This is a genomic window from Escherichia sp. MOD1-EC5495 (genome assembly GCF_002965965.1).
GTDB lineage: Bacteria > Pseudomonadota > Gammaproteobacteria > Enterobacterales > Enterobacteriaceae > Escherichia > Escherichia ruysiae.
On sequence record NZ_PTRI01000070.1, the window covers coordinates 1 to 293 of the forward strand.

A 293-nucleotide genomic window follows, 5' to 3' on the forward strand; every position below is an offset into this window, starting at 1 on the left:
CGTCTGACTCTCTGGCTACCTGAACAAGCAAGCCAGTAACACCAGAATAATCTACAGTGTAATACCGTTCACCTTCTTCTCCATCTAATCCACTCCCGCCGTCTGGATATTTCATCATAGCCCCTACGGCTTCGGGGATGGCTTCCAGGGTTTCTTGTGCAATAACACCAGCGTAAGGCATACCGTTTTCTTTAAGCGTGTATGTATAGCCGTTCATTTTACGAATGCGGTCGGTTGCTGGATTTGCCCCTATATTTCCAGACACCTGTTATCACTTAACCCATTACTGGCCT

At 47.1% G+C, this 293-nt stretch carries 1 pseudogene; it reads right to left on the reverse strand.

The annotated features are described in order from the left end of the window. A pseudogene (locus BEG40_RS21615) lies at window positions 1-238 on the reverse strand (tail fiber domain-containing protein); the annotation flags it as partial. Window positions 239-293: the final 55 nt, after the last annotated feature.